The following is a 19,584-nucleotide window of genomic DNA, read 5'->3' as shown; positions in this document are numbered from 1 at the left end:
ATTTTAAATGTAATTTTTTTATCCTGCTAGGCACAGATTATGCGCCTTGTTCTTCTTTTTGCTCCGCGATAGCTTTTGTAGCGTATGCGAAGTTTCGTACTGGTGCTGTAAGCACGCTAAGCAGCATAGAAACCATGCCTTCGTAATTCGGAAGATCTGCAAGCTCTTTGATTTGATCAAGGGTTGCAACTTTCCCTTCAATTACTCCACCTTTAATTTCCAACGCTTCGTGTTTTTTAGCGAAATCGTTAAGAATTCTTGCTGGTGCTACTACATCATCGTTACTGAATGCTAAAGCAGTTGGTCCAACCAACACATCGCTTAGATCATTTAACTCAGCAGCTTCAACAGCACGGCGAGCCATTGAGTTTTTGTATACTTTGAAATCAATTCCAGCTTCACGCAGTTGTTTACGTAATTCTGTAACTTCCGCAACATCAAGACCACGGTAGTCTACAACTACAGAAGTTTGGCTTGCACGGAATTTTTCAGTGATTTCATCTACAACTTGTTTCTTTTGCTCAATAATACCGGACATTCTTCCACCTCCTGTTTGACAAATAATTATACCGTAAAAGGAAACCGAATCTGCACAGAGCCAATAAGAATAGGCCAACTGGAATTAACCAGAGAAGCGTAACTTCCTATTGTTCTTGTTTTATAAACAAAAGAAGCTCCCGCGCAGACACGGGAGCTTACTATAACATACGATAATCATAAGGATTCATCGATCTGTTTTATAAACACCTCGGCAGGATATTAAGCGGATGAATCCGCCCCTACTGTCTACGGTACAACGTATTCTTTTATTCAACGCCTCTTAGTATACCTCAGGTTCCCCTGAGAGTCAACCACTAATTAACGACGAGTGTAAGTTGTTACATCTACTTTAACTCCAGGACCCATTGTAGAAGCTATAGAAGCATTCTTCATATAAGTTCCTTTAGCAGCTTGTGGTTTAACTTTTACAAGTTGTTCTGTAAGCGCCACGAAGTTTTCGATTAATTTATCGTTGTCAAAAGAGATTTTCCCGATTGGAACGTGGATGTTAGATTGTTTATCAACGCGGTATTCTACTTTACCTGCTTTGATATCCTTCACCGCTTTTTCAACTTCAAACGTTACAGTTCCAGTTTTCGGGTTTGGCATTAAGCCTTTTGGTCCCAATACCCGACCAAGTTTACCAACTTCAGCCATCATGTCTGGAGTAGCAACGATTACGTCAAATTCGAACCAACCTTGGTTGATTTTATTAATGTAATCAGATTCTCCAACGTAGTCAGCTCCAGCTGCTTCTGCCTCTTTTGCTTTTTCGCCTTTTGCGAAAACCAATACACGTTGTGTTTTACCAGTACCATGTGGAAGAACCATTGCTCCACGGATTTGCTGGTCTGCTTTCTTAGGGTCTACTCCCAAACGGAAAGCTGCTTCTACTGTTTCGTCAAAGTTAGCTTTAGCTACCTCTTTCACAAGAGAAACTGCTTCAGCTACTTCGTATGATTTTGAACGATCAACAAGCTTTGCAGCTTCTTGATGCTTTTTACCTTTTTTAGCCATTTTATTTCCTCCTCTATTGTGGTTATAACGGTAATACCTCCCACTTACAAAAGCCGACTCGCTTTTGTAAAGCTGTGAGCCCATCCCCGGGGATGGGTCACATTCACGAAAAAGGTTGCGAGTATGGCATACTATTCGCAACCTGTACCGTATTTGTTCTTAAAAAACTGTTTAACGGGCACTTCCGCTAATTAGTCCTCGATTGTAATACCCATGCTGCGCGCAGTTCCTTCAACCATGCGCATCGCTGCTTCAACATCAGCGGCGTTTAAATCAGGCATTTTTGTTTCTGCGATTTCTTTTACTTTATCGCGTTTAACAGTAGCGACTTTATTACGGTTCGGCTCACCTGAAGCAGTTTCAATACCTGCTGCTTTTTTCAACAATACTGCTGCTGGTGGAGTTTTCGTAATAAATGTAAATGAACGGTCTTCAAAAACCGTGATTTCAACAGGGATAATCATACCCGCTTGATCTTGAGTACGTGCGTTGAATTCTTTACAGAATCCCATGATATTAACACCCGCTTGACCTAGTGCAGGTCCTACTGGTGGTGCCGGATTCGCTTTCCCAGCTGGAATTTGTAGCTTTACTAGCTTGATTACTTTTTTAGCCACGAGACACACCTCCTTAAAGTCCGTGATGTGGTAATAGGGGATTTTCCCCTCCCACTCCTATTTTCCATTGCTCTCGATTTAGAGTGCATGAATAACAAAAGAATTTTAGCATGAATTTAAAAATATTGCAAGGTCTTGTCTAATTATTTCTTTCAAAACAGCCTCTAGGACAGCTTTTCAACCTGTGAAAAATCTAATTCTACAGGTGTTTCCCTGCCAAACATATTAACATGCACTTTGACTTTCTGTTTATCGATGTCGATATGTTCAATTGAACCAGTAAAGTCAGTAAACGGCCCGTCAGTTACACGGACATTTTCTTTCAAGTCAAAGTCTACTTGTACAACAGACTCTGCCACACCCATACGTTTTAACACGGTTTCCACTTCATCTGGTAATAGTGGTGTTGGCTTCGTTCCGCCCCCACTAGATCCAATAAAGCCTGTAACCCCAGGTGTATTTCGAACAACATACCAAGAGTCATCCGTCATAACCATTTCAGTTAAAACATAGCCAGGGAAGAATTTTTTCTTCGTTACTTTCTTTTTCCCGTTTTTGATTTCGGTTTCTTCATCTTCAGGAACAATGACACGGAAAATCTTGTCTTCCATACCCATTGTCTCTACACGCTTTTCCAAGTTCATTTTTACTTTATTTTCATAACCAGAGTACGTATGAACCACATACCAATTTTTCTCCATTTTCACAGGACAATATCGCTTGCCCTTCCCTCCCTTTATATAAAAGTTATAGATGTCGAATTTATCCCGGTGTAACCGTCCGTATAACTCCCACTTTAAAACATGAAATGAAACCGGAATGTTTAAGCGGGCGGAAACGGGCGCTAACACCCCGATTCGTTCAACTAACAATCAGTGGGCGAAGAACGAAAGCTTCCACCGATTGAAGTTTCACTTTATGTTTGTGCTACTTTTTAAGACAATTTAAAAAACCCGTTGAGACGGGTTTCCTGAAATGTACTATTAATTTCCATTATAGCATAATTATATTGTAATTATTCAACAAATATTATAGCAGATTCAAAATTTGAGTTATTCCAAGGTCAATCAGAAAGAAAAATACTGCCACAAAGGCTACCGTAGAAATAACCGTTATGGTGTAACTTGTTAGTTCTTTTCCTTTTGGCCAGCTGACTTTCTTCATTTCTCTAGAAACATTTCGCAAAAACTTAAACATGCTTGTAACCCCCATCGTTTACCGGAATCTCCAATATGCTGATAAACATTTATTTATTTTGTTTCTCGGTGCAACGTATGCTTCCCACATGTTTTGCAGTATTTACGCACTTCCAAGCGATCTGCATGTGTGGATGTGTTTTTATTTGTTGAATAATTTCTACTTAGACAAACTGCACACGCCAACGTTATCTTTTTATTCATCTCTTCACCCCATATGTGAGGTTGTCCCATCACAAAGCGTCATCTTTTATAAAGGTACAAAATATACTAATAATGTAGCACGGTTATAGCTTTGTGTCAACGCGCCCTTAGTAGGAGACGTCGTTTGCTTCTAGTAATTGCTCTAATTTTTTCTTCACCCGCTGGAGCGCGTTATCAATTGATTTCACGTGTCGATTCAACTTACCGGAGATCTCCTGATAAGTGCAGCCATCAAGGTATAGATGGAGCACTTTCTTTTCTAACTCGCTTAATAATTCAGATAATTTTAATTCCATGTCGCCGAACTTTTCTCTGTGTAAAAGCATTTCCTGTGGATCAATTGCTTTGGAACCTGCTATAACATCGAGCAGCGTTCGTTCGGACTCCTCATCATACATTGGCTTGTCCAACGACACATAGGAGTTGAGCGGGATATGTTTTTGCCTTGTCGCTGTTTTTATAGCCGTAATGATTTGTCTTGTAACACATAGCTCAGCAAAGGCTTTAAAGGAAGATAGCTTGTCCCCATCGAAATCACGAATCGCTTTGTAAAGGCCAATCATTCCTTCTTGAATAATATCCTCTTTATCCGCGCCAATTAAGAAATAGGTGCGCGCTTTAGCACGTACAAAATTACGATATTTATGAATTAGGAAATCAAGCGCATGACTATTTCCGGCATGCACTAATTGTAGTACCTCATCGTCATCAAGCGTTTGAAAGTTCACTGTATCTGTCTCTAATGGCTTGACATTCACCAAGTTTGACCCCCTGACTACAACGCAGTCACTATAACGAGAGTATAGCGGTTTGAAACAATTGCTAATCCATTGCAACAATGTAAGGGCTATTACTTGTTGGATTTCCTAACCGCGCTATTTCCGTTACTATTATGAATAGTATACAGGAAGCGTTTTATCTTAGTCAATACAAGGCAGGAAGAATTTAGCAGCTCTTTAAAATAAAAGCGTGGCGAGAGGATGATTTAGACGGTCTTTATGGTGATTGGTTGAGATGCTACTCTGGTTGATTGGACCGCTCTTCTCATGGATTGAAGCGCGCTTCCGGTTGATTGGACCGCTCTTTTCATCGATTGAAGCGCGCTTCCGGTTGATTGGACCGCTCTTTTCATGGATTGGAGCGCTCTTCCGGTTGATTGAACCACTCTTCTAATCGATTGAAACGCTCTTCCGGTTGATTGGACCGCTCTTCTAATCGATTGAAACGCTCTTCCGGTTGATTGGACCGCTCTTCTAATCGATTGAAACGCTCTTCCGGTTGATTGGACCGCGCCCACTAAACCGGCAATCAAAAAAGACGGCTTTAAAAGCCGCCTCTTCTCCACTTCTCGAATTTTTCCATGATTTCTTCGTTAAGCACAATTTTACTTTTAGACTGCACTTTTTTGTGCTGCTCAATTGTTGCTTCAATATCTCGTTCAATATTTTTTAATTCAATTTGTAATTCTCTTGCGGACTTTCTAAGTGCACCTTGTCCAAAGATTGTCCGTTGTTCAGCATAATCAGATGTAGCCACATAGACCTGTGTTTGTACATTCTTTAACGTCTTAACCAACTTTTCGATACATTCGTCTGCTGTTTCTTTTTCCTTTGTATAGATCACTTCAACTTTAAATGTTTTGGTTTTACTTGTGATCCCTCTAACATAATAAGCGTCAAACACCACGATAACCCGATGCCCTGAATAGGCTTGATATTCAGCCATTAGTTCAATGAGCCTATCTCGAGCTTGTCCGATTTCTTTCTCCTTGAGCTGCTTCAGTTCCTCCCAGTCGCCGATGATGTTATACCCATCTACCACAAGAACGATCATTCTTAACCACCAGCCGGGTGTCTTTTACGGAATACCTCATATAGCAACAGGCCACATGCTACCGAAGCATTCAAGGAGGAAACTGCTCCAACCATCGGCAGGCTCACAGTCCAATCACATTTTTTACGAACTAAGCGACTTATCCCTTTTCCTTCATTTCCAATCACAAGAGCAATTGGCATCGCCCCATCTAAGTGACGATAATCTTCGGTTGCTTCCGCTTCTGTTCCGACAACCCATACATTCCGTTCTTTCAGTTCATCGATTGTGTTAGCAATATTCGTCACACGCGCAACTGGTATATGCTCTATCGCACCAGCTGACGTTTTTGCTACAGTTGCCGTTAACCCTACTGATCGCCGTTTTGGAATAATGACACCGTGCACGCCCACTGCATCTGCCGTCCTGAGGATAGAACCGAGGTTATGCGGGTCTTCCAACTCATCTAAAATGATGAAGAATGGGGCTTCCTGCTTTTCTTCCGCCTTATTAAATAAGTCATCCACTGAGGCGTACTGGTATGAGGCAACATACGCAATAACACCCTGGTGATTCTCCTTAGATAGCTGATCCAATTTGTTCCTTGGAACCTTCTGCACGACAGTTCCCGCTTCTTTTGCTGCTTGATTGAGTTTCCCTAGCATGTTGCTGTTTAATTGCTCTGAAACCATCACTTTATTAACCGATCTCCCTGACTTTAATGCTTCCATTACAGGGTTTTTCCCAATAATCATTTCTTGATCCACTTTTAATCCATCCTCGCTTCTGTCCATTCAATCGCCTCCTGCAAGAGCTCTTGTAATCTTGCTTCATTTTTCATTAAGTAATGATAGCCAATTAACGCTTCAAATGCTGTACTGTAACGATAGGTTTGTACACTTATATTTTTAGGAATCGTGCCCGACTTGGCATTCCGCCCCCGGGCCACGATTTTTTCCTCTTCTTCCGTTAAATGCTTTACCTCAAGCCAATGCAAGATTATATTTGCTTGCGCTTTTCCAGATACAAACCGTATTGCCCGCTGATGGAGCTGGTGTGGTTTCACTTGGCCGGAATCCAGGAGATGCTCACGTACATAAACTTCATAGATCGCATCCCCCATATAGGCAAGAGCCAGACTTTTCATTTGCTTTACATTCCGCTCCATTGTTAACCCCTCTTCCAGCGTACTCCTTGTGGTGTATCTTCTAGAATAATACTCTGTTCCTTCAGATTGTCTCTAATTTCATCAGCTCTTGCAAAGTTACGGTTTTTTCTGGCTTCATTTCTTTCCTGGATTAAAGACTCAACTTCTTCATCCAATAAACCAGCTTCCTCATTCAGCTCTATCCCAAGTACCTTTAGCAAGGACGCAATCGCCTCTTGGAATGCTTCAATAACATGAGTGGACGTTTGCTTGGATTCCAAATACACATTCGCATCTTTTGCTAAATCAAATAACACGGAAATGGCATTTGCTGTATTAAAGTCGTCCTCCATGGATTGCTCGAAGGCTTTTTTGTGCTCTTGGATTTGCTTCAGCCATTCTGTATTATTATCCAAATTCATACTAGAAGCTTTTCGATGCTCAAGATTAAAGTACGAGGTCTTAATACGTTCCAGACTGTTTTTGGCGCTTTCTAGAAGCTCTACTGTAAAGTTAATCGGATTACGATAATGCACACTAAGCATAAAGAAGCGGAGCACCTGTGGATCATGGTGATTAATCAGATCCCTTGTCAGAACAAAATTCCCAAGTGATTTAGACATTTTTTCGTTTTCAATATTAATATATCCATTATGCATCCAGTATCTTGCAAAGGATTTACCAGTCATAGCTTCTGATTGTGCTATTTCATTTTCATGGTGTGGAAAAGCAAGGTCTTGCCCACCAGCATGAATGTCGATCGTATCTCCGAGGTATTTCTTAGCCATTGCCGAGCATTCAATATGCCAACCTGGTCTACCTTTTCCCCAAGGCGTTTCCCAGGCAATTTCATCCTCCTTGGCACTTTTCCAAAGAGCGAAATCAAGTGGATCCTCTTTCTTCTCGCCAATTTGGATTCTCGCCCCGGAACGGAGTTCGTCAATCGATTGATGCGATAGCTTCCCGTAGCCCTCAAATGCACGAGGTTTGAAATACACATCTCCATCTACCGCATAGGCATACCCTTTATCTATAAGCACCTGAATAAATGCGATGATATCGTCCATTGTCTCCATTACTCTTGGATTATGGGTAGCTTCTTTCACTCCTAATGCATCAACATCCTCGAGATACGCATTGATAAATCGGTCAGCAATGGATGGTACCTCTTCCCCTAGCTCCTTCGCTGTTTTGATGATTTTATCATCTACATCTGTAAAATTAAGCACATAGTCGACTTTAAAGCCTTCGTATTCAAAATATCTCCTCACCGTATCAAACACAATTGCCGGACGGGCGTTTCCAATATGAATGTAGTTATAGACAGTTGGCCCGCAGACATACATACTGACCTTTCCTTCTTCTAAAGGTTTAAATTCTTCTTTTTGTCGTGTAAGTGTATTATAAATTTTTATCGCCATTGCTATTCCCTTCCTTCAATTGAGCTAATTCGAGTTTCAGTGCATCTATTTGTCCCTGTAAGTGCTGACAGCGATCTTGTACAGGATCAGGTAAATTGTTGTGATCAAGTTCTCTACTTACTTTCTCCCCATTTTGTTTTACTATTTTTCCAGGGATTCCAACAACGGTTGCGTGATCTGGAACATCTATCAGGACCACAGAACCAGCACCTACTTTTGCACTTTCCCCAATGGTAATCGATCCAAGAACCTTTGCCCCTGTTGCAATAAGGGCATGATCTTTTAAAGTGGGATGGCGCTTCCCCTTTTCCTTGCCAGTTCCTCCTAGGGTTACGCCTTGGAAGATGGTCACATTATCTCCAATATCACAGGTTTCCCCGATAACCACACCCATTCCATGGTCAATAAATAGTCGTCTGCCAATATTGGCCGCAGGGTGTATTTCTATACCTGTTAAAAACCTTGCCACCTGCGAGATAACCCGCGCAATAAAATATAGCTTCCGCTTATAAAAAGCATGTGCGATGCGATGTGCCCAAACGGCATGTAAGCCTGAGTAGGTTAAAAGCACTTCTATATAGCTACGTGCAGCCGGATCTTGTTCAAACACTACATCCATATCTTCCTTCATTCGTTTAAACATCCCCAAGTAAGCCGAACCTCCTTTGCCAATTCGTGTCATACCTTCATTAGAAAAACTCGCATTCGCTCGTCCTTTAGCCAATGGGAAAGACTTTCTTATAGTTGGAACTTCAAAATTTTCACCGCGTTGACTTTGCTTCCTTGCTGAAATTTTATACTTTCCTAACGTGCAATGAAACACGTTTTCAACGTAAAAAAAGCGCCCCTGTGCATGTATACACAGAGACGCTTTAGCGCGGTCCCACTCTGTTTGGAGGAAAGCTCCTCCCAACTCAAATCTCTCATAACGGGAGAGTACCGCCGTTATGTACTTATATTCCATAACGGACTCCGAGGAGCACTTCAAAAACAATGCCCAAAACCACTCACAGCCAAGGTGGTTCTCTCTGGATAAGCAGCTTGTTTTTTACTTTCCCTCTTCAACGTTCTATATGAATAAGCAGAAAGGAGAATAAACGTTAAAGCAACGTAGCCAGCTAGGTACTAGCAAAATGAGCTAAGCGCCGTTTACATTGTCCTTCCACACCAAGATAATTAAATCTGCAATACTTATTCTATACTATATTATATTTGCCTAAAGTTGTGAATCATTACGCTCCTAATTGTTTAAGAACATTATCCAATCGTTGCAAAATAACCTCTTTGCCAAGCAGTTCAATAGCCATTGGAAGCTCTGGACCATGTGTCTGACCAGTAGTAGCTACTCGTATTGGCATAAATAGCTTCTTACCACGATGGCCTGTTTCCTTTTGGGTCGCTTTAATTTGGGCTTTTATATCGTCCTTGTTAAAGCTATCCAAGTGAATAAGCTTATCCGCAAAAACCTGTAATACTTCCGGTACTTGCTCTTCTTGAAGAACATCCATTGCACCTTCATCATAATTCAGTGATTCATTGAAGAATAGCTCAGTTAGCTCAACAATTTCAGCACCGAAACGTAATTGTTCACGATATAGAGAGATGACAGCTTCAGCCCATTCCCTTTTCTGTTGATCCATATCCGCTGGGAGTTTACCCGCTTTAATTAGCTGTGGCATCGCAAGGTCGATTACCTTATCAAGATCCATTGCTTTGATATATTCATTGTTCATCCATTTCAGTTTATGACGATCAAAGATTGCCGCAGAAGTAGATAACCGCTCTGGATCAAAGATTTCAATCAATGTTTGCTTATCAAATATTTCTTCTTCGCCAACAGGTGACCATCCAAGCAATGTAATAAAGTTAAACAATGCTTCTGGAAGGTATCCCAGGTTGCGGTATTGTTCAATAAACTGCAGGATATGCTCGTCCCGTTTGCTAAGCTTTTTCCGCTCTTCATTCAAGATTAAAGTCATATGTCCAAATGTTGGAGGCTCCCAACCAAATGCGTCATATACCATCATCTGTTTAGGTGTGTTAGAGATATGCTCTTCACCGCGCAACACATGAGAAATTTCCATTAAGTGATCATCAATCGCAACTGCGAAATTATACGTAGGGATGCCGTTTTTCTTCACGATAACCCAGTCACCAAAGTCTTCTGATTCAAACGTAATATTATCTCGAACTAGATCCTTAAAAGTGTATGTTTTCCCAGCTGGAACGCGCATGCGAATGCTCGGCTTCCGTCCCTCTTTTTCAAATTGCTCTATTTGCTCAGGTGTTAGGTTGCTATGTTTACCGGCATATTTCGGAACCTGCCCATTGGCCCGTTGTTCTTCACGCTCTGCTTCGAGCTCATCTTCTGTCATATAACATTTGTAGGCAAGATCTTTTTCAAGAAGCTCTTTCACATATTTATTATAAAGGTCAAGGCGCTCTGTCTGGCGATATGGACCATAGTTTCCACCAATATCCGCTCCCTCATCCCATTCAATGCCAAGCCATTTTAGAAACTCAAGCTGACTCTCTTCTCCACCTACTACGTTTCGTTTATCATCTGTATCTTCAATTCTAATAATAAACTTCCCATCAAAGTGTTTGGCATATAGATAGTTAAATAATGCGGTACGCGCATTTCCAATATGCAAATGGCCAGTTGGACTTGGTGCATATCGAACACGAACTTGATTTGTCATCATAAGTGCCCCCTAATTATTCCTTTTTAGTGTGTATGTTATCGTATTAATTAAAAGCTACTAAATGGCTGTATTGGTAAGATCAAGTTTCTTCCAATCCCATAACTTTTAAACACTTTTCTTAAGTATATCAAAAAGTGATAACAATTTCTGTTATCACTTTACTAGTTATACCCTTTTTATAAAGCTTTTTCAAGTAATTTTGGTTTCGCGAAGATCATGCGACCGGCTGATGTCTGCAGGACACTTGTTATTAGCACTTCTATCGTTTTTCCGATATAATCCCTGCCCTCTTCTACTACAATCATCGTCCCATCATCAAGGTAAGCAACCCCTTGATTATGTTCTTTACCATCCTTAATCACTTGTACTACTAATTCTTCACCAGGTAGAACAACCGGCTTTACGGCATTGGCAAGGTCATTGATATTCAGAACGGCAACGCTCTGCAGATCGCAAACTTTATTCAAATTAAAATCATTTGTTACGACAATACCATCCATCACCTTAGCAAGCTTAATCAGCTTACTGTCTACTTCTTGTATTTCTTCGAAGTCTCCCTCATAAATTTGCACCTCTACAGGAAGCTCTTTTTGAATACGATTCAGTACATCCAAGCCACGTCGTCCTCTATTGCGTTTTAAAACATCCGAGGAATCAGCTATATGTTGAAGCTCACCAAGCACAAACTGCGGAATAACAATTGTACCTTCCAAAAACTTCGTCTGACATATGTCAGCAACACGTCCATCAATAATGACACTTGTATCCAGAATTTTAGGTTTTGGATGATTGTTAACAAGCAGTTCTTCATCAGGCGTTTTCCGCTTATCACGTTCTCTTTTATTAATGTTCATGAGATTAACAAACTCTTCTCTTCGTCTAAAACCAACCTGGAATCCAAAGTAGCCTAGAAGAATCATAATAAATAGCGGTAAAACCTGTGAGACTACTTCAATATTAATATCCTGTAACGGAGCACTAATAAAGTATGCGATCACTAACCCAACGATTAAGCCAACACTTCCAAAGAACAAATCTCCTGCCGGCAATTTAATGAGAGACTCTTCTACCCATTTCAAAAACCCGACAATGTAATCTCCCAACCAGTAGGAAAGGAAAAATAGAATAATGGCTCCTATAACCGTCCCTAAATAGGGTGATGCTACCCAACTAGCATCCGTAAAATCTAATAAATTTATAATTACTGGTATATACAAATATCCAATGGTTCCACCCAATACAATAAAAAACAAATGAACAATTCTTTTGAGCACCACTGTCACCTCCTAACCCTTATTATTACCTTTTTCATTAATTCTAACCCTTATATAAGAAAAAAAGCTTACTACCAATTATTGCCGAACACCGGTACACTGCGTTAGAAAGTCTCAGTCTAAGAAGCATCTAGTAATTAAGCAAATACAGTTTATGGCAGTTATCATAGCATATTTTTTTGTGATAATCAATTTGTTAAACGTATAATGGTACCATACTCCTAATTCTATTTCAAACCTTTTTTACTAGTTTTCCATTTTAATGGTAATCTATTGACCTAGCCCTACCTTAAGCGCTTCTTGTACCGTATCAACACCAATTACTTCTATCCCTTTTGGTGCAGTCCAGCCATCCAGGTTTTTCTTAGGACAAATAACCCGTTTAAAGCCCAGTTTTGCCGCTTCCTGTACCCGTTGCTCTATGCGGGAGACTCTTCTAATCTCTCCTGTTAAACCGACCTCCCCAACAAATATATCTTCACCTTTTGTTGGCTGATCGCGAAAACTTGAGGCTATGCTTACCGCAATTGCTAGATCAATTGCAGGTTCATCAAGCTTAACCCCGCCTGCAACTTTTATATAAGCATCCTGGTTTTGCAGCATAAGGCCGACGCGTTTTTCTAATACTGCCATTAATAATGGGACACGATTGTTATCAACGCCCGTTGCCATACGCCGTGGATTTCCGAAACTCGAAGGAGATATAAGTGCCTGAATTTCCACAAGTACTGGTCTTGTTCCTTCCATGGAAGCGACGACTGTTGAACCTGCTGCTCCCTGGGACCGCTCCTCTAGAAATATTTCGGAAGGATTCATGACTTCACGAAGTCCTTCTTCCTTCATTTCAAAAATACCCATTTCATTGGTACTACCGAACCTGTTTTTCACACCACGTAAAATGCGATAGCTATGATGTCGTTCTCCTTCGAAGTACAGCACGGCATCTACCATGTGCTCTAAAAGTCGCGGTCCGGCAATAGACCCTTCTTTCGTAACATGTCCGACAATAAAGATCGGAATGCCATTGGATTTTGCTAGCTTCATTAATTCGCTTGTAGACTCCCTAACCTGTGAGACACTGCCTGGGGCACTTGATATCTCTTCACGAAATATCGTTTGAATGGAGTCTACTACGACAAATGATGGCTTTATTTCCTCAATCTGCTTTGCTATATCAAATAAATTTGTCTCAGATAATACATATAATAAGTCTGATGTTACCCCGAGTCGGTCTGCACGCAACTTAGTCTGACGTGTAGATTCCTCTCCAGAGATATAAAGCACGTTTAATTGTTTATCTGCAAGCTGGGAAGCAATTTGCAGTAGTAAGGTTGATTTCCCAATACCTGGGTCCCCACCAACTAGAACAAGGGATCCTGGCACAATACCCCCACCGAGCACACGGTTAAATTCCTTCATGGCCGTTGTGATCCTTGGCTCTTTTTGTGATTCAATTGCTGTTATCTTTTCTGGCTTACCTGCTGATTTGGACCCTATATTGAATGTATGCTTTCCTGCTGAGCCAGATGCTTCTATTTCTTCTACAAGTGTGTTCCAATTGTTACAGCCAGGGCACTTGCCCATCCATCTGGCAGATTCATATCCACATTCTTGACATACAAATTTTGTTTTTCGCTTTGCCATCTCTTTATTCCCTTCTTTGTTTCTATTATATACGTTTTGAGCCGATATAAAGTTACAGGTTCCTATCAATTCAATTAAAAATTACCATATTCATGCCACATTTAGCTATAGATTGGGAAGAAAAACTACTAACTAAGTCCCGCAAATTATGTGGCGCATGGGATCCCGATTAAAAAAAGCCTTGTGAAAAAAGCTAGAAGATTCTTGTTAATCTTCTAGCTCCTTCCATAGGCCATGCTAAGTTAGCAAACTGCTTTTACCATGTCTCATGACAACTGTTTATGGCAGTAAGGTGTATTCCCCTTTACTGTTCAGCCCTATTTTTATTTTTTGACCTTTTTCTATGGTGCCCTTTAATAATTCCTCTGATAAAAGGTCTTCTATATTTTTTTGAATGGAACGTCTTAGCGGTCTGGCACCGTATTCTGGATCAAAACCTTCATTCGCAATTTTTTCTACTGCCTTATCAGTAAGGGAGAAATTGATATCCTGTTCTTTTAGTCTACTTTGTAATTGGTTGACCATTAAAGTAACAATATCTTTCATATGCTTCTTCTCAAGAGAATGGAAGACAATCATTTCATCAATACGGTTAAGAAATTCCGGACGGAAGGCTTTCTTCATTTCCTCTGTTACTTTAGCCTTCATATCTTTGTAGTCCTGGCCTTCTTCGCCAAGGGTAAAACCAAGGTTCTTACTCCGTTTCAGCTCACTTGCTCCCACATTGGATGTCATAATGAGCACGGTATTACGGAAATCTACTAAACGTCCTTTAGAATCGGTTAACCTTCCATCTTCAAGGACTTGTAATAGAATGTTAAATACTTCTGGATGTGCTTTTTCCACTTCATCAAGCAGGACAACAGAGTAAGGTTTTCTACGGACTTTTTCTGTTAGCTGTCCACCTTCATCATATCCCACATAACCTGGAGGTGACCCAACAAGCCTTGAGGTGGAATGCTTCTCCATGTACTCAGACATATCAATTCGGATCATAGCATCCTCATCGGCAAACATGGTCTCAGCAAGCGCACGAGCAAGCTCCGTTTTCCCAACCCCTGTTGGTCCTAAGAAGATAAAGGATCCAATTGGTCGCTTCGGATCTTTCAATCCAGCACGCGCTCTGCGAATCGCCTTGGAGATTGCATTTACTGCCTCTTCTTGACCAATCACGCGTTTGTGTAAGGTGTCCTCCATGTTTAACAGACGGTCAGTCTCGTCCTTCGTTAATCTGGACACAGGTACTCCAGTCCAGATGGAAACAACGCTAGCAATGTCCTCTACTGTTACTTCAGAATCTGTTTGTCCCTGCTTTTCTTTCCATTGATTTTTCGTTTCATCTAGCTCTTCCCGTAGGCGTTGCTCAGAATCTCGTAAAGAAGCTGCCTTTTCAAATTCCTGGCTTTGAACAGCTGCGTCTTTTTCTTTACGTACTTCTTCTAGCTTTTGTTCAAGATCTTTTAAATTTGGTGGCACGGTGTAAGAACGCAAGCGTACCTTAGAACCAGCTTCATCAATTAAATCAATTGCTTTATCAGGTAAAAAGCGATCCGTAATATAACGGTCAGAAAGATTTGCTGCTGCCTCAATCGCTTCGTCCGTTATTGTTACCCTGTGATGTGCTTCATATCTATCACGCAAGCCACTCAAAATTTGAATCGTCTCATCTAATGTTGGTTCATCCACTTGGATTGGTTGGAAACGACGCTCAAGCGCTGCGTCTTTTTCAATGTATTTACGATACTCATCCATCGTGGTGGCACCAATGCATTGCAGTTCACCACGTGCTAGGGATGGTTTCAGAATATTGGAGGCATCGATCGCACCTTCTGCACCACCAGCACCAATTAGGGTGTGCAATTCATCGATGAACAGTATAATATTGTTCGCCTGGCGAATTTCTTCCATCACCTTTTTAAGGCGATCCTCAAACTCACCACGATACTTTGTACCTGCAACAACTGTACCCATATCTAGGGTCATAACGCGTTTATCACGTAATGTTTCTGGTACCTCATTGTCAATAATTTGCTGTGCTAAACCTTCTGCAACAGCTGTCTTCCCGACACCTGGTTCACCAATAAGAACAGGGTTATTTTTTGTACGACGGCTAAGCACTTGAATGACACGTTCAATTTCTTTACTACGGCCGATAACAGGGTCTATTTTCCCTTCTTTCGCACTTACCGTTAAATCTCTTGCTAGTGAATCTAATGTCGGTGTATTGGCACTAGACTGCTGCCCACGGCCCTGGCGACCTGCTTGCGATTCATTGCTTCCAAGTAATTGAAGCACCTGTTGTCTCGCTTTATTAAGGCTCACACCTAGATTATTAAGCACTCGGGCTGCTACCCCTTCACCTTCACGAATAAGACCAAGAAGGATATGCTCTGTTCCTACATAGGAATGTCCTAGCTTTCTTGCCTCATCCTGTGACAGCTCTACCACCTTTTTTGCTCGTGGGGTATAGTGAATAGATTGCATTGGTTGTTTGCCCACACCAATTAGTTTTTCTACTTCTTCTTGAATTTTTGCTACTTCCAATCCGAGGGACTGCAATGCTTTCGCAGCGATGCCTTCACCTTCACGAACCAGTCCTAGTAAGATGTGCTCTGTTCCAATATTATTGTGCCCGAGACGGACCGCTTCTTCTTGTGACAAGGCAAGCACTTTTTGTGCTCTCTCTGTAAATCGTCCAAACATCATATTGTATTCCTCCTAACTATTTTTCCAATTGCAGTCTTTCCCGGATCAATGAAGCGCGAAGTATATCCCGTTCATTGGCGGTAAGTGTACGCTTCGCATATTGTTGAAGAAACCCTGGTTGAGTTAAAATCATTAGTTCATTTAATATATTCCGTGATACGTTTTCAATGAATCCTAAATCAATACCAAGTCGTACATTGGAGAGACAAACAGCTGCCTCTTTTGATTCGATGACTCTGCTGTATTCCAAGACTCCATATGAACGGAAAATTCGATCCTCCAATGAGGTTCTTGATTGCTCCATAATTCGACTGCGTGCTTTTCTCTCATGATCAATTAGCTGCTTTACTACACTCTGTAGGTCCTCGACAATGTCTTCCTCTGTCTTACCAAGTGTAATTTGATTAGATATTTGGAAGATGCTCCCTATTGCTTCACTGCCCTCACCATAGATTCCTCTAACCACAAGGCCGAGCTGGTTAATTGCTGGAATCATCCTATTAATTTGCTTGGTCATTGCCAGAGCGGGCAGATGCATCATAACAGAAGCACGCATGCCAGTGCCGACATTTGTCGGGCAGCTTGTTAAGTAACCTCTCGTTTCATCAAAAGCATAATTGACTTTTTCTTCAAGGAAATCATCAAATGTAAAAGCTTTCTGCAATGCATTTTCCAGTTGGAAACCTGGGAGGTACAACTGGATACGAATATGGTCCTCTTCATTGACCATTAGGGAAACCTGTTCATTTTCAGAAATTAAAGCTGCAGCGATTTCTGCGTTTTCCGCAAGATGGGGGCTGATTAAATGCTTCTCCACCAGTACTCGTTTCTCAACAGGGGATAAATCACTTATCGCCACAAAAGCAAAATCCTTATATTCCTCAAATGATTGATTCTCATAATTGTCACGAAAGAAATCACGTATCTCTTCCAATTTATCCTTGTCTGCAATAATTGGATAGGACACATTCGCAAAATTCCGCGCCAGACGTATACGGCTACTTAATACAATGTCACTGTCAGGCCCTTCCTCACGCATCCAAGGACTAATTGCTTCATTCATAAAATTTTGTAGTGTCATGAAGGATCACCCTCTTCCGGATCCTGTGTATTATTTTCCAACGCCTTTATTTTATCTCTTACTTCTGCAGCTTCTTCAAAGGCTTCATCTTCAATCAGTCTTTTTAATTTGGACTTGTAATCTTCCATTAATTTCTTATTATGCAGGTCTCCACCTTGGCGTTTGGGGATCTTACCTTGATGCTTCGTATTCCCTGCATGAACACGACGGAATATAGGGTCCAGGCGACTGGAAAACGTGTCATAGCATACAGCGCAACCGAATTTCCCCACCTGTTTGAATTCAGAAAATGTCATTTCACATTTTGGGCACTGTAATTCTTGTACCTGCTGAAAAGTATTTTGCTGTGGTCCCTTAATCGTAGAGGTGTCAAAATTCATTAAGCCTGAAAGTAAGTTATGCAACGAATATCCTTCTTCAGGATAGTTCATATATCCCTTTTCCTTTGCACAAACCTCACAAACATGAACTTCACTTTTTTGTCCGTTAACGTATTGTGTAAAGTGCAGTGTAGCAGGACGCTCATGGCATTCCTGACATTCCATGAAAAACCCCCCTTACTTATTTAAGTATTTCAATGTAGACAGCATGGCCGTTAAGACCCTTGCGCGCACTTCATCTCGCAAAGGAAGTTGAAACGCTAACGTATTCCTTCCTATGGCACTTAGCATGATCTTCGCTTCACGTGTTGTAATAAGCTGTTCATCGAGTAATCGATCGAGAACATCTATTGCTGCCTGCTGCGTTACCGTTGGATTAATCATGTTTATAATTTCATCGATAAGTTCGGAATTGTCTTGATGAATAACACGCATGATTCGAATATATCCTCCGCCGCCCCGTTTACTCTCTACTATATACCCTTTTTCCACAGTAAATCTTGTTTTAATAACATAATTTATTTGTGAGGGCACACATTGAAATTGATCGGCAATTTCACTTCGTTTTATTTCAATTGCATTTTTCCCTCTGTCTTGAAGAATTTGTTTTAAGTAATTTTCAATGATGTCGGAAATATTGCTCATACTATGCACCTCCTTTTCAACAAAGGCTTTTGACTTTGACTATCTTTGACTATATTCTTATTATACGACAAATCACAAGAGATGCAAATAATTGTTTTCCCTATTTATCTTAGACAAAAACCACAAGGGCGAAACCTCTGATTTCTCTTATAGCCTACAAAAAATCTCACAGCTAAATAAAACTGTAAGATTCTTTGTTGGTTTATTCGATTTCAAATTTCAGATATGTTCTTTATATGCTCAATACGAGAGAGCTCTTCAAAAAAGTGAATTCTATTTAACTGATCATTTCTATCAATTTTTATAAAGATGTTCCGTATACCATGCTCTGCTTTAATAATTTCTACATTCTTAATGGACAAATTAAACTTCTCAAAAGCGGATACCACATCATTCACCTTAATATCGGGTAGTGCAACAATTTGAATTAGGTTGGAAGTACTCCCTTTTCTAAAGAGCTTTTCAAAGTTATTAAGGAAGATTAAACTTAACAAAATAACAATGGTTGTAAAAAGGGCAGCTGCATACATGCCAGCGCCAACGACTAGGCCAATACCTGCCACTGTCCAGATAGAGGCAGCAGTAGTTAATCCTCTTATTGTACCTCCATATACTATGATCGTACCGGCACCCAAAAATCCAATACCACTAATAACATATGAGGGAATACGCGCTGGATCAAATTGTACATTCTCATGTGTTTCCATAAACACATCAAATCCATACAAAGATAGTAGCATCATCAAACATGCTCCAACGCCTACTAGAATGTGTGTCCGAAAACCAGCTGAGTGATTTTTAATTTCTCTTTCAAATCCAATTAATCCCGACAACAGTAGCGCAAACAGTATACGGGCCATAATAAGGAGGAAGTCTTCCCCAAGCATTCCTTCAATAAATGATTCCAGTGTTCACACCTCCCCACAATGTCTTCTCTTTTATAATATGATGATCTTTCCTTAATTAGTAGAGAGAAACTCTTGCGTTCCCCCTAACATTATAACAATATACAAAAAAATGCTAAGACACAATAAATGTGAACTTAGCATTTCCATTCGCCTGGCGGCGTCCTACTCTTGCAGGGGCAAAGCCCCAACTACCATCGGCGCTGGAGAACTTAACTTCTGTGTTCGGCATGAGAACAGGTGTGACCTCTCCGCTATTGCTACCAGACCTCGGTTTTAAACCGAATCTT

General features: G+C 40.8%; 21 protein-coding genes, 1 rRNA gene and 2 other annotated features. All 22 genes read right to left on the bottom strand.

All coding sequences use genetic code 11. The features are described 5' to 3' along the window. Window positions 1-37 precede the first annotated feature (37 nt). A complete protein-coding gene (gene rplJ / locus K3T81_RS17050) occupies window positions 38-538 on the bottom strand; it encodes a 50S ribosomal protein L10 (protein ID WP_058950408.1) in 501 nt (166 codons plus the stop codon). Between the two features lie 120 nt (window positions 539-658). Then, window positions 659-810: a sequence feature (ribosomal protein L10 leader region), on the bottom strand. A 48-nt stretch (window positions 811-858) separates the two neighbouring features. Then, the gene (gene rplA / locus K3T81_RS17045) at window positions 859-1,557 is read right to left on the bottom strand and encodes a 50S ribosomal protein L1 (protein WP_036578691.1); all 699 of its coding nucleotides are present in this window, start codon (window positions 1,555-1,557) and stop codon (window positions 859-861) included. Window positions 1,558-1,748: 191 nt separating this feature from the next. Beyond that, complete coding sequence (rplK, locus tag K3T81_RS17040; protein WP_019375547.1) at window positions 1,749-2,174, bottom strand: 50S ribosomal protein L11; 426 nt, start codon at window positions 2,172-2,174, stop codon at window positions 1,749-1,751. A 164-nt stretch (window positions 2,175-2,338) separates the two neighbouring features. After that, window positions 2,339-2,875, bottom strand: a complete 537-nt coding sequence (nusG, locus tag K3T81_RS17035) for a transcription termination/antitermination protein NusG (RefSeq protein WP_036578692.1) — start codon at window positions 2,873-2,875, stop codon at window positions 2,339-2,341. A gap of 328 nt (window positions 2,876-3,203) precedes the next feature. Next, on the bottom strand, window positions 3,204-3,371 hold the full coding sequence (gene secE, locus K3T81_RS17030) for a preprotein translocase subunit SecE (RefSeq protein WP_036578693.1): 168 nt from the start codon (window positions 3,369-3,371) through the stop codon (window positions 3,204-3,206). A 53-nt stretch (window positions 3,372-3,424) separates the two neighbouring features. Continuing rightward, the gene (gene rpmG / locus K3T81_RS17025; protein WP_106895413.1) at window positions 3,425-3,574 is read right to left on the bottom strand and encodes a 50S ribosomal protein L33; all 150 of its coding nucleotides are present in this window, start codon (window positions 3,572-3,574) and stop codon (window positions 3,425-3,427) included. Window positions 3,575-3,681: 107 nt separating this feature from the next. Beyond that, window positions 3,682-4,332, bottom strand: coding sequence for an RNA polymerase sporulation sigma factor SigH (gene sigH, locus K3T81_RS17020; RefSeq protein ID WP_420830850.1), 651 nt, complete (start codon window positions 4,330-4,332; stop codon window positions 3,682-3,684). 227 nt (window positions 4,333-4,559) lie between these two features. Continuing rightward, complete coding sequence (locus tag K3T81_RS17015) at window positions 4,560-4,919, bottom strand: methyl-accepting chemotaxis domain-containing protein (RefSeq protein WP_238021136.1); 360 nt, start codon at window positions 4,917-4,919, stop codon at window positions 4,560-4,562. Next, entirely contained in the window at window positions 4,898-5,407 is a 510-nt protein-coding gene (locus tag K3T81_RS17010) for an NYN domain-containing protein (RefSeq protein ID WP_106895410.1), read from the bottom strand. Before K3T81_RS17010 ends, K3T81_RS17015 begins: the two co-directional genes overlap by 22 nt. Window positions 5,408-5,409: 2 nt before the next feature. Further along, complete coding sequence (rlmB, locus tag K3T81_RS17005; RefSeq protein WP_106898442.1) at window positions 5,410-6,153, bottom strand: 23S rRNA (guanosine(2251)-2'-O)-methyltransferase RlmB; 744 nt, start codon at window positions 6,151-6,153, stop codon at window positions 5,410-5,412. Window positions 6,154-6,155: 2 nt separating this feature from the next. Further along, window positions 6,156-6,554, bottom strand: coding sequence for a Mini-ribonuclease 3 (locus K3T81_RS17000; protein ID WP_106895409.1), 399 nt, complete (start codon window positions 6,552-6,554; stop codon window positions 6,156-6,158). A gap of 2 nt (window positions 6,555-6,556) precedes the next feature. After that, window positions 6,557-7,954: a cysteine--tRNA ligase gene (cysS, locus tag K3T81_RS16995; protein ID WP_238021135.1), complete on the bottom strand. Its 1,398-nt coding sequence runs from the start codon at window positions 7,952-7,954 to the stop codon at window positions 6,557-6,559. After that, window positions 7,935-8,597, bottom strand: a complete 663-nt coding sequence (gene cysE, locus K3T81_RS16990; RefSeq protein ID WP_106898441.1) for a serine O-acetyltransferase — start codon at window positions 8,595-8,597, stop codon at window positions 7,935-7,937. Before cysE ends, cysS begins: the two co-directional genes overlap by 20 nt. A 217-nt stretch (window positions 8,598-8,814) precedes the next feature. After that, window positions 8,815-9,028, bottom strand: a binding site (T-box leader). Window positions 9,029-9,186: 158 nt separating this feature from the next. After that, window positions 9,187-10,656 carry a glutamate--tRNA ligase gene (gene gltX / locus K3T81_RS16985; RefSeq protein WP_238021134.1) on the bottom strand — a complete coding sequence of 490 codons (1,470 nt, stop codon included), beginning with the start codon at window positions 10,654-10,656 and terminating at the stop codon, window positions 9,187-9,189. Between the two features lie 179 nt (window positions 10,657-10,835). Further along, a complete protein-coding gene (locus tag K3T81_RS16980) occupies window positions 10,836-11,933 on the bottom strand; it encodes a PIN/TRAM domain-containing protein (RefSeq protein WP_106895406.1) in 1,098 nt (365 codons plus the stop codon). 270 nt (window positions 11,934-12,203) lie between these two features. Further along, window positions 12,204-13,577: a DNA repair protein RadA gene (gene radA, locus K3T81_RS16975; RefSeq protein WP_106895405.1), complete on the bottom strand. Its 1,374-nt coding sequence runs from the start codon at window positions 13,575-13,577 to the stop codon at window positions 12,204-12,206. 279 nt (window positions 13,578-13,856) lie between these two features. Continuing rightward, a complete protein-coding gene (gene clpC / locus K3T81_RS16970) occupies window positions 13,857-16,283 on the bottom strand; it encodes an ATP-dependent protease ATP-binding subunit ClpC (RefSeq protein ID WP_106895404.1) in 2,427 nt (808 codons plus the stop codon). 16 nt (window positions 16,284-16,299) lie between these two features. Next, the gene (locus tag K3T81_RS16965; protein ID WP_238021133.1) at window positions 16,300-17,364 is read right to left on the bottom strand and encodes a protein-arginine kinase McsB; all 1,065 of its coding nucleotides are present in this window, start codon (window positions 17,362-17,364) and stop codon (window positions 16,300-16,302) included. Then, window positions 17,361-17,909 (bottom strand): protein-arginine kinase activator protein McsA, encoded by a 549-nt coding sequence (locus K3T81_RS16960; protein ID WP_161464207.1) that lies wholly within the window; start codon window positions 17,907-17,909, stop codon window positions 17,361-17,363. The genes K3T81_RS16965 and K3T81_RS16960 overlap by 4 nt, the downstream gene beginning before the upstream one ends. 12 nt (window positions 17,910-17,921) lie before the next feature. Further along, window positions 17,922-18,389: a CtsR family transcriptional regulator gene (locus K3T81_RS16955; protein ID WP_106895401.1), complete on the bottom strand. Its 468-nt coding sequence runs from the start codon at window positions 18,387-18,389 to the stop codon at window positions 17,922-17,924. Window positions 18,390-18,601: 212 nt separating this feature from the next. Next, window positions 18,602-19,276, bottom strand: a complete 675-nt coding sequence (locus K3T81_RS16950; RefSeq protein ID WP_238021132.1) for an MgtC/SapB family protein — start codon at window positions 19,274-19,276, stop codon at window positions 18,602-18,604. A gap of 170 nt (window positions 19,277-19,446) precedes the next feature. Beyond that, a 5S ribosomal RNA gene (gene rrf / locus K3T81_RS16945) occupies window positions 19,447-19,562 on the bottom strand. Between the last annotated feature and the right edge of the window lie 22 nt (window positions 19,563-19,584).

It is taken from the genome of Oceanobacillus jordanicus (assembly GCF_022095695.1).
Classification (GTDB): domain Bacteria; phylum Bacillota; class Bacilli; order Bacillales; family Amphibacillaceae; genus Oceanobacillus_B; species Oceanobacillus_B jordanicus.
This window is presented reverse-complemented; position numbering and strand designations above follow the sequence as displayed.

Coding starts and splice junctions, on each gene's coding strand:
- rplJ (WP_058950408.1), bottom strand. CDS start 538: ATGTCCGGTATTATTGAGCAAAAGAAACAAGTTGTAGATGAAATCACT.
- rplA (WP_036578691.1), bottom strand. CDS start 1,557: ATGGCTAAAAAAGGTAAAAAGCATCAAGAAGCTGCAAAGCTTGTTGAT.
- nusG (WP_036578692.1), bottom strand. CDS start 2,875: ATGGAGAAAAATTGGTATGTGGTTCATACGTACTCTGGTTATGAAAAT.
- secE (WP_036578693.1), bottom strand. CDS start 3,371: ATGTTTAAGTTTTTGCGAAATGTTTCTAGAGAAATGAAGAAAGTCAGC.
- rpmG (WP_106895413.1), bottom strand. CDS start 3,574: ATGAATAAAAAGATAACGTTGGCGTGTGCAGTTTGTCTAAGTAGAAAT.
- K3T81_RS17010 (WP_106895410.1), bottom strand. CDS start 5,407: ATGATCGTTCTTGTGGTAGATGGGTATAACATCATCGGCGACTGGGAG.
- K3T81_RS17000 (WP_106895409.1), bottom strand. CDS start 6,554: ATGGAGCGGAATGTAAAGCAAATGAAAAGTCTGGCTCTTGCCTATATG.
- cysS (WP_238021135.1), bottom strand. CDS start 7,954: ATGGCGATAAAAATTTATAATACACTTACACGACAAAAAGAAGAATTT.
- cysE (WP_106898441.1), bottom strand. CDS start 8,597: ATGTTTAAACGAATGAAGGAAGATATGGATGTAGTGTTTGAACAAGAT.
- gltX (WP_238021134.1), bottom strand. CDS start 10,656: ATGACAAATCAAGTTCGTGTTCGATATGCACCAAGTCCAACTGGCCAT.
- radA (WP_106895405.1), bottom strand. CDS start 13,577: ATGGCAAAGCGAAAAACAAAATTTGTATGTCAAGAATGTGGATATGAA.
- clpC (WP_106895404.1), bottom strand. CDS start 16,283: ATGATGTTTGGACGATTTACAGAGAGAGCACAAAAAGTGCTTGCCTTG.
- K3T81_RS16965 (WP_238021133.1), bottom strand. CDS start 17,364: ATGACACTACAAAATTTTATGAATGAAGCAATTAGTCCTTGGATGCGT.
- K3T81_RS16960 (WP_161464207.1), bottom strand. CDS start 17,909: ATGGAATGTCAGGAATGCCATGAGCGTCCTGCTACACTGCACTTTACA.
- K3T81_RS16955 (WP_106895401.1), bottom strand. CDS start 18,389: ATGAGCAATATTTCCGACATCATTGAAAATTACTTAAAACAAATTCTT.
- K3T81_RS16950 (WP_238021132.1), bottom strand. CDS start 19,276: ATGCTTGGGGAAGACTTCCTCCTTATTATGGCCCGTATACTGTTTGCG.